The following is a 7,827-nucleotide window of genomic DNA, read 5'->3' as shown; positions in this document are numbered from 1 at the left end:
GGCCCAGGACGCGCGCGGGCCGTGCTGGGCGCGGGCGCTGGCCATGACGCTGTACGACGGCGAGGAGTGGTTTTTGCAACTGGACTCGCACATGGACTTCGATCCCGGCTGGGACACCCGCCTGGTGCAGCAGGCCCGCGCGCTGGGCGCGCCGGCGCGCGGCCTGGCGATTTCGTCCTATCCGAACGCCTTCGTGCTGGAAGGCGGCCGGCCGGTGCGCCGGCCCACCACGTCCGGCGCGCTGGCCCACGTGCTCAAGCCGCGCGCCAGCTTCGCGCCCGACCACCCGGTGCTGCCGTTCGAGGCGCACCCGGTCGCAACGCAACAACCCGTGCCCGGCTTCCACCTGGGCGCCGGCTGCCTGTTCGCGCCCGGCCGGCTGGTGCAGGCCTTGCCGTACGACCCCTGGTTCTACTTCCATGGCGAGGAGCAGGCGCTGGCGCTGCGGCTGTACACGCATGGCTGGGACCTGTTCCACATGCCGGGGCTGCCGGTGCACCACCTGTACAACAACGGGGAGTCGGGCGCCCCGCCGCGCCCGATGCACTGGGATGCGGCGCAGGACAGCGAGCGGGAGGTGGGCTGGTGGACGCTGGAGCAGCGCTCGCGCGCCCGCCTGGCGGCGCTGGTGGCCGGGCAGGACCTGGGCGTGTTCGGCCTGGGCGGCGAGCGCTCGCTGGCCGATTACGCGGCCTTCAGCGGGATCGACTACGCGGCGCGGACGCTGGCGCCGGCCGCCTTCGTGCCGAGGACGGCCCTGCCGACGTGACACCCTACGCCGGAACTTCGCCCCGCACGATGGCCTGCGCCAGGCACAGGTCGGCCCAGGCCCGCGCTTTGTCGGCGGGATTGCGCAACAGGTACACCGGGTGGTAGGTGGCGATCACCGGCACGCCCTGGTATGCGTAGGCGCGGCCGCGCAGCTTGCCCAGCGGCTCGCTGCTGGCCAGCAGGGTCTGCATCGCCAGCCGGCCCATCGCCAGGATCACCCTGGGCTTGAGCAGTTCCACCTGGCGCCGCAGGAAGGCTTCGCAGTGCGCGACTTCCTCCGGGCCCGCCGCGCCGTTGCCGCCGGGACGGCACTTGATCACGTTGGCCAGGTAGACGCGGTCGCGGCGGGTCAGGCCGAGCGCCCGCAGCATGTTGTCCAGCAGCTTGCCGCCGTCGCCGGTGAACGGCTGGCCGGCGCGGTCTTCGTCCTCGTTCGGCGGTTCGCCCACGATCAGCCAGTCGGCCTGCAGATCGCCGCCGCCCAGCAGCGGCTCGCGCCGGCCTTCGCACAGCTGGCAGGCGCGGCAGGCAACGACGGTTCTGGCCAGCGCATCCCACTCCATCATCTCGACGCCGGGCCCGGTTGCAGACGACGCCGGCACGGGCGCGCGCACCACCGGCAGCGGAGCCGGATCCGGGCTGGCGACAACCGGCGAAGGTTGCCGCCGCACCGCCGGCGCGGCGGCCGGGCGCGGCGGCTCCAGCGTCGGGGCCGGCAGGAACAGGCGCACACCCATTTCCTCGAGCATGGCGCGCTGGCGCGCATCGAGCTGCAGGCTCATAGCTTGTAGCTCATGACGATGGCGTCTTCGCGACCGACCAGCGCCGGGTAGTAGCCCTTGCGCTCCCCGACGCGGCGGTAGCCGTAGCGCAGGTAGATTTCCTGCGCCCGCAGGTTGCTGGCGCGCACCTCGAGCCACAACCACTGCGCGCCTTGCGCCCGCGCCCACAGCGCCAGCGCATCGAGCAGCACCCGACCCCAGCCCTGGCCCTGGCACTGCGGCGCCACCGTGATGTTCAGCAGGTGCACCTCGTCGACGCCCTTCATGGCCACGAAGTAGCCCAGGATGGCGTCGCCCGCGCACAGCAGCTGGCCCAGGTAGCCCGAACGCAGCGAATCGGCGAAGTTGCCGCGGCTCCAGGGGTGGTCATAGGCGCTCGCCTCGATGGCGAGCACCTGGTCCAGCCTGGCCTGCGTCATGGGCTCGAAGCCCGCTTCCATGGTCTTGAAGACTGCGCTCATCGCTTGCCGGCGCCGCTGCCGCCTCCCAGGTTGTCCTTGCGCGCCCGCTCGACGGCGCGCTCCTCGGTAGTTTGCGCCACTTTGTCGCGCAAGTAGAGCGGCAGGGCTTGTTCCGCAGGATGCACCGGAGCGGCGGCCAGCGCGGCCGGAGCCAGGCGCAACAGCGCGGCGGCCGTCGGCTGGGCCGCCACCCGGACAGCCTCCCCCACCGTGGCGGCCTCCAACAGGCCGATGCCGTTGCCTGCCACGGCCCAGCCAGCCGGCACCCGCACGTCTTGCGGCCGCAACAGGGCCGGCTCCGAGACCGTGCGCCAGCCGCTGTCCTCGCGCCGGTAGGCGGCCGCGTAAACCTCGCCCATGCGGGCATCGAGCACGGTGACGAACTGCAGCAGGCCGCAGCGGGCATGGGCGTCCTCGGCCATCGCCAGCAGGGTGTCCAGGGCCAGCACCGGCACGCCGGCGCCAAAACCCAGCCCCTGGGCCACGGCGCAGGCGGTGCGCAGGCCGGTGAAGGAGCCCGGACCCCGGCCGAAAGCGATGGCGTCGAGCTCGGGCAGTTGCAGGCCGGCCTGGGCCAGCAGGCGCTGGATGGCGGGGATCAGCCCGGCCGACGCCTGCGGGCCGCCCGCCGCCTCGCAGCTGAGCACCGGACCGGCGCCGGGGCGGCTGACGGCCACGGACATGGTTTCGGTGCTGGTGTCGAAGGCGAGCAGTTTCAAGATGGGTCCCGGCAACCCGGCATTATCGAATGCTTCTGGCGCTCATAATCCCGTGGATGCTCCGCTGGATCTGTCGCGCCTGTTGTTTCCTGGCTGTCTGGACCGGCGCGGCAGCCGCTCAGGCCTTGCCGCCCGAAGTCGAGGCCGCGCTGGCCGCCGCCCAGTTGCCGCGCGACGCGCTGGTGCTGCTGGTGGCCCCGGCCGAGGGCGGGCCGCCGCGGCTGGCGCACCGCGCCGATGCGCCGATCAACCCGGCGTCGGTGGCCAAGCTGGCCACCACCTATGCGGCGCTGGACCTGCTGGGCCCCACCTTCACCTGGAAGACGCCGGTCTACCTGGACGGGCCGGTCCGCAACGGCGTGCTGCAAGGCAACCTGCTGCTGCAGGGCCAGGGTGACCCCAAGCTGGTGATCGAGCGGCTGTGGCTGCTGCTGCGGCGGGTGCAGGCGCTGGGGGTGCACACCATCGCCGGCGACATCGTGCTGGACCGCAGCGCCTTCGCCATCGGGCCGGCGGACCCTGCCGCCTTCGACGGCGAGCCGCTGCGCCCCTACAACGCGGCGCCGGACGCGCTGCTGGTCAACTACAAGACCGTGGTGCTGACCATCACGCCGGAGGCCGGCCGGGCCCGCGTCCGGGCCGAGCCCACGCTGGCCGGCGTGCAGTGGCCGGCCAGCGTGCCGCTGGCGGCCGGCGAGTGCGGCGCCTGGCCGGCGACTTTGCGGGCGGACTTTTCCAATCCGCTGCAGGTGCGCTTTGCCGGCAGCTTTCCCGGCGCCTGCGGCGAGCGCAGCTGGAACATCGCTTTTCCCGAGCCCGCGAGCTACGGCGGGCGTGCCATCGCGGCGCTGTGGCAGGAGATGGGGGGCCAGCTGGGCGGCCAGGTCCGGGACGGCCGGGTGCCGGCTGGGCTGCGGCCGGCCTTCGTTTGGGAGTCGCCGCCGCTGGCGGAGGTCGTGCGCGACATCAACAAGTACAGCAACAACGTGATGGCGCGCCAGCTGTTTCTCACGCTGAGCCTGCAGCTGCGCGGCAGCGGCAGCGACGAAAGCTCGCGCGAGGTGCTGGCCGGCTGGTGGCGCGCCCGCTTCGGCGGCGAACCGCCGGCGGTCGACAATGGCTCGGGCCTGTCGCGCACCGAGAGCATCACCGCGCGCCAGCTGGGTCAGCTGTTGCAGGCGGCCTGGACCTCGCCGCTGATGCCCGACCTGGTGGCGTCGCTGCCGGCGCTGGGGCTGGACGGCACGCTGCGGCGGGCCCAGCAGAACGTCGGCCTGGCGCACCTGAAAACCGGCAGCCTGAACAACGTGTCCGGCGTCGCCGGCTATGTCCATGCGGCGCGAGGCCGCCGCTACGTGCTGGTGGCCATCGCCAACCACCCGCGCGCCAACGAGATCCGCCCGGTCGTGCAGGCCCTGGTCGACTGGACCTCCCGACAGTGAAGCCCTCATGCGAGAACGGGGCTGCGCACCGCGCAGCCCCGTTCTCCTGGTGAAGAGGATCCGGCTTTTGCCGGTCCTCTTCACGCTGACCAGCCACTGAAGTTGTTACCAGCGCGAGCGGATGCGTTCAACGGCGTATTCGCCGAGCAGGCGGTGTCCGACCGGGGTCATGTAGACGCGGTCGGCAAACAGCAGGCGGTTTTCGTCGACGCCGGCGCGCAAGGTGGCGGGCGTGCAGCGGTTGGAGTTCACCTCGCCGACGCCAGTCCCGATGCCGGGGCCGGGATCGACCGAGGTGCAGGCCGGCACGATGTCTTCGTCCAGCTCGTAGGCGCTTGGCGCGGAGGTGACCAGGTTGAAGTGCAGCGCCGCATCGATGTACAGCACCGTGCTGCCGAAGTTGACCAGGGCCACCTTCAGTTCGTCATTGAAGGTGCGGCTGAGTTCTTCCAGCAGGTCCTGGCGCTTGGTCTCCTCGGCCCAGGCCGACACGCCCAGGTTGTAAGGGCCGACCACCACCACGTGCTTGGCGCCCGCGCCCACCAGCCGACGCACTTGCGCGGCCAGGTCGCGGCCCGCGCGGCCGACGTTCTCCTCTGCCACCGACGCCGCCAAGGTGCCGTTGATCACGTTCTGCGCCTGCAGGATGACGTCCGAATGGCCGGCATTGACGATCACCAGATCTTCGCTGCGCGCGGTGCTGGCGGCCAGGAAGGCCGTCACCTGCTGCTGCACCGTCGGCGTCGCCGGGTTGCCGGCGGCGTCGGGCGAGGCCGCCGCGCGCGCATTGCCGATCGCGTACGACTGGCCGCCGGTCGCCGTCGGCGCCAGGGGCAGATCGTACTCGCGCGCAACGAATTGCGTCCAGTTGTTGACGCTGCCGTCGTTGACCGTGTAGCGGGCCCCGTTCTGACCGAGGTCAGCGAAGGCGTCACCGAAGGCGACGATCCGCGAGGGGTCGAATTTGGATTCGGTCTCGCCGCCGCCGCCGCAGGCGACGATCGCCAGCACCGACGCGCAGGCGGCCAGCAGGCGCGCACGCCGCAACCACTGTCTTGCCATGAATGTTCTCTCCAGAGGAAAAAGGTAGTTTAACGAGGGCGGGTAAAGGCTGGGGCTCGGCAGGAGGCTGGCGCCTCAACTTGCCGCCGCGCGGCGCAGCCGATCGCGCACGCCTTCCCATTCGGGGGTGGCGGGCGGCGCCTCCACCCAGATCAGCTTGACGCCGGCGGCGTCGAAGTCGCGCAGCACCGCGAACAGCTGGCGCGCCGTCTCGACCGCGTCGTCCGGCATCCGGCGCAACCGCGCCACCCGGGTGCGCACCGGCGCGCGGGCATAGACCGCGACGGTGCCGGCGTCTTCCCCCAGCACGTCCAGCGCGGCCTGCAGGCTGCGGCCGTCCATCAGGCGGACCTTGGCATCGGGCGCGTAATGCGACTCGAGCGTGCCGGAAGCGCGCGGCGCATCCCCGGCCATTTCCTCGGGCAGGCGCAACCGTTCGCCGCAGGCTTGCTCGATCGCCTCGCGGCTCAGCGTGCCCGGGCGCAGCAGCACCGGCGGGCCGCGGGTGCAGTCGACGATGGCGGATTCGATGCCGACCGGGGTGGCGCCGCCATCGAGCACCAGCAGGTCCTGCGACAACTCCGCCGCCACATGGGCTGCAGTGGTCGGGCTGACCCGGCCGAAGCGGTTGGCGCTGGGTGCGGCCAAGCCATGCACCGGCGGGGTGGCGCCGGCGCAGGCCAGCAGCAGCGCGTGCGCCACCGGATGGGCCGGGCAGCGCAGGCCCACGGTCGACTGGCCGCCGGCGGCGGCGCCGGCCATGTCGGGCCGGCGCGGCAGGATCAGCGTCAACGGCCCCGGCCAGAAAGCCTGCATCAGCCGGCGCGCCAGCGGGGGAATGCTGGCGGCGAACCGCTCCGCCGACTGCGCGTCGGGCACGTGCACGATCAGTGGGTGGTCGCTGGGCCGGCCCTTGGCGGCAAAGATGCCGGCCACGGCCGCGTCGCTGCCGGCGTCGGCGCCCAGGCCGTAGACCGTCTCGGTGGGAAAGGCCACCAGCCCGCCGGTGGCCAGCACGCGGGCGGCCTGGGCGATGGAGGCTGGCAGGGAGCCGTCGACGATCATGGCTGTTCAGAATCCGGCGATGCCCAGCACCTGGGCGGCCTGCAGCGCGGTGGTGCGGACGGCGTCGATGGTGGCGCCGGTGACGGTCAGGTGGCCCATCTTGCGGCCGGGGCGCGCGCCGAGCTTGCCGTACAGGTGCAGGTGGGCGCCAGGCAGCGCCAGCACCGCGGCCCAGTCGGGCGTGCGCTCGGCGCCGGCCGGCGCGAACCACAGGTCGCCCAGCAGGTTGAGCATCAGCGCCGGGCTGTGCTGGCGCGGCTGCACCAGCGGCAGGCCGGCCAGGGTGCGCACCTGCAGCTCGAACTGCGAAACGTCGGCGGCGTCCAGGCTCCAGTGGCCGCTGTTGTGCGGCCGCGGCGCCATCTCGTTGACCACCAGGCTGCCGTCGGCCAGGCCGAAGAATTCCACGCACAGCACGCCGACGTAGCCGATGCCGGCCGCGATCGCGTGGGTGGCTTCGACGGCACGCGCTGCCTGCGCCGGCGGCAGGCAGCCGTCGAACACCTCGGTCACGGCCAGGATGCCGTCGCGGTGCACGTTGTGCTGCACCGGAAGGTGGACCATGGCGCCGTCGTGGCCGCGCGCGACCACCACCGAGCACTCGAAGGCCAGTGGCAGCATCTTCTCCAGCACGCATTCGGCGCGGCCCAGCTGGTCCCAGGCAGTGGCCAGTTCCTGGCGCGAGCGCACCCGCACCTGGCCCTTGCCGTCGTAACCCAGGCGGGCGGTCTTCAGGATGCCGGGCAGCAGCTCGTCGGCCACCGCAGCGAGGTCGTGCGGGGTGACGATGACGGCATGCGGCGCGCAGGCGATGCCCAGGCGGGTGAAGTGCGCCTTTTCCGCCGCGCGGTCCTGGGCGATGGCGACGGCAGCGGCAGCTGGCGCCACCGGCCGCTGCCCGGCCAGCCGCGCCAGCGCCTGCGCCGGCACGTTCTCGAATTCGGTGGTGATGGCCTGGCTGTGGCCGGCCAGCTGCGCCAGCCCGGCCTCGTCCAGGTAATCGGCCTGCACGTGGTGGTGGCTGACCCGGCCGGCCGGGCTGCCCGCGTCCGGATCCAGCACCGCCGTGAAGTAGCCCATGCGCTGGGCCGCGTGGACGAACATTCGCGCCAGCTGGCCGCCGCCCATGACGCCGAGCGTGGCGCCGGGAAGCAGCGGCTTCATGCCGAGGCCTTCGGCGGCAGCTGCATGGCGCGCGCCGCGTCGGTCTGGCGCGCGCGGAAGGCCTCGAGCTTGGCGCGCAGGGCAGCGTCTTCGTTGGCCAGCATGGCCACGGCGAACAGGGCCGCATTGGCGGCGCCGGCTTCGCCGATGGCGAAGGTCGCGACCGGTATACCCTTCGGCATCTGCACGATGGATAGCAGCGAATCCTCGCCGCGCAAATATTTGGAAGGCACCGGCACGCCCAGCACCGGAACGATGGTCTTGGCGGCGAGCATGCCGGGCAGATGGGCGGCGCCGCCGGCGCCGGCGATGATGGCGCGCAAGCCGCGCTGGCGCGCCGATCCGGCATAGGCGAACATCT

Annotated in this window: 9 protein-coding genes; 2 read left to right on the top strand and 7 right to left on the bottom strand. The window is 72.5% G+C overall.

The genetic code is table 11. The features are described from left to right. A partial coding sequence (locus JWP65_RS16820) for a GlcNAc-transferase family protein (protein WP_299765795.1) occupies window positions 1-769 on the top strand: 769 nt, incomplete at its 5' end. 4 nt (window positions 770-773) lie between these two features. Here JWP65_RS16820 and JWP65_RS16815 read toward each other — a convergent pair. Genes JWP65_RS16815 through tsaB form a run of 3 tightly spaced genes read right to left on the bottom strand, consistent with a single transcriptional unit; the run spans window position 774 to window position 2,733 of the window. Continuing rightward, entirely contained in the window at window positions 774-1,553 is a 780-nt protein-coding gene (locus JWP65_RS16815) for a uracil-DNA glycosylase (protein ID WP_299765793.1), read from the bottom strand. Then, window positions 1,550-2,014, bottom strand: coding sequence for a ribosomal protein S18-alanine N-acetyltransferase (gene rimI / locus JWP65_RS16810; RefSeq protein WP_299765791.1), 465 nt, complete (start codon window positions 2,012-2,014; stop codon window positions 1,550-1,552). Before rimI ends, JWP65_RS16815 begins: the two co-directional genes overlap by 4 nt. Next, window positions 2,011-2,733, bottom strand: a complete 723-nt coding sequence (tsaB, locus tag JWP65_RS16805) for a tRNA (adenosine(37)-N6)-threonylcarbamoyltransferase complex dimerization subunit type 1 TsaB (RefSeq protein WP_299765789.1) — start codon at window positions 2,731-2,733, stop codon at window positions 2,011-2,013. The genes rimI and tsaB overlap by 4 nt, the downstream gene beginning before the upstream one ends. Before the next feature lie 56 nt (window positions 2,734-2,789). On the opposite strand from tsaB, the gene dacB reads away from it, so the two are divergent. Then, entirely contained in the window at window positions 2,790-4,175 is a 1,386-nt protein-coding gene (gene dacB / locus JWP65_RS16800) for a D-alanyl-D-alanine carboxypeptidase/D-alanyl-D-alanine-endopeptidase (RefSeq protein WP_299765787.1), read from the top strand. 105 nt (window positions 4,176-4,280) lie between these two features. Here dacB and JWP65_RS16795 read toward each other — a convergent pair whose 3' ends face one another. The 4 genes from JWP65_RS16795 to JWP65_RS16780 form a co-directional block, all read right to left on the bottom strand. Continuing rightward, window positions 4,281-5,237, bottom strand: coding sequence for an SGNH/GDSL hydrolase family protein (locus JWP65_RS16795; protein ID WP_299765786.1), 957 nt, complete (start codon window positions 5,235-5,237; stop codon window positions 4,281-4,283). 75 nt (window positions 5,238-5,312) lie between these two features. Then, window positions 5,313-6,302 carry an L-threonylcarbamoyladenylate synthase gene (locus JWP65_RS16790; RefSeq protein WP_299765784.1) on the bottom strand — a complete coding sequence of 330 codons (990 nt, stop codon included), beginning with the start codon at window positions 6,300-6,302 and terminating at the stop codon, window positions 5,313-5,315. Window positions 6,303-6,308: 6 nt separating this feature from the next. After that, the gene (locus JWP65_RS16785; RefSeq protein WP_299765782.1) at window positions 6,309-7,466 is read right to left on the bottom strand and encodes a 5-(carboxyamino)imidazole ribonucleotide synthase; all 1,158 of its coding nucleotides are present in this window, start codon (window positions 7,464-7,466) and stop codon (window positions 6,309-6,311) included. Next, window positions 7,463-7,827: AIR carboxylase family protein (locus tag JWP65_RS16780; protein WP_299765780.1), on the bottom strand; the 365-nt coding region annotated here is incomplete at its 5' end. The genes JWP65_RS16785 and JWP65_RS16780, both read right to left, overlap by 4 nt.

This window comes from Ramlibacter sp., from assembly GCF_028292805.1.
Classification (GTDB): Bacteria; Pseudomonadota; Gammaproteobacteria; order Burkholderiales; family Burkholderiaceae_C; genus Ramlibacter.
This window is presented reverse-complemented; position numbering and strand designations above follow the sequence as displayed.